Source organism: Shewanella sp. 10N.286.45.A1 (assembly GCF_041470405.1).
Classification (GTDB): Bacteria; Pseudomonadota; Gammaproteobacteria; order Enterobacterales; family Shewanellaceae; genus Shewanella.
In genome coordinates, this window is sequence record NZ_JBFRMK010000204.1 from 1 (window position 1) to 262 (window position 262).

Consider the following 262-nt stretch of genomic DNA (forward strand, 5'->3'; position numbering starts at 1 on the left):
TGTATGAGACTGATGTTTCGACAGAAACCAGAATTAGAATAAGCACTTAATGTGTGTTTAACTCAATAATTTAATATTTACTTGCGACAGCGAGTAACAGCTTTTCAAATTTAGTTATTTGGTTAATTACGCAGGTAATTGTTTGGCTGACAAAGCCGTGACGAGCGAGCCGCGGAGTGTACTTTAGTACATGAGCAGTGCAGTGAGGAAACAATACCGTCAGACGAATAATTAACCAGTAAGAATTTGTCTGGAAACCATA

Annotated in this window: 1 protein-coding gene; it reads right to left on the reverse strand. The window is 37.8% G+C overall.

The annotated features are described in order from the left end of the window. Window positions 1-70: 70 nt before the first annotated feature. The coding region (locus tag AB4238_RS15200) for a hypothetical protein (RefSeq protein WP_372034184.1) at window positions 71-262 on the reverse strand (192 nt) is incomplete at its 5' end.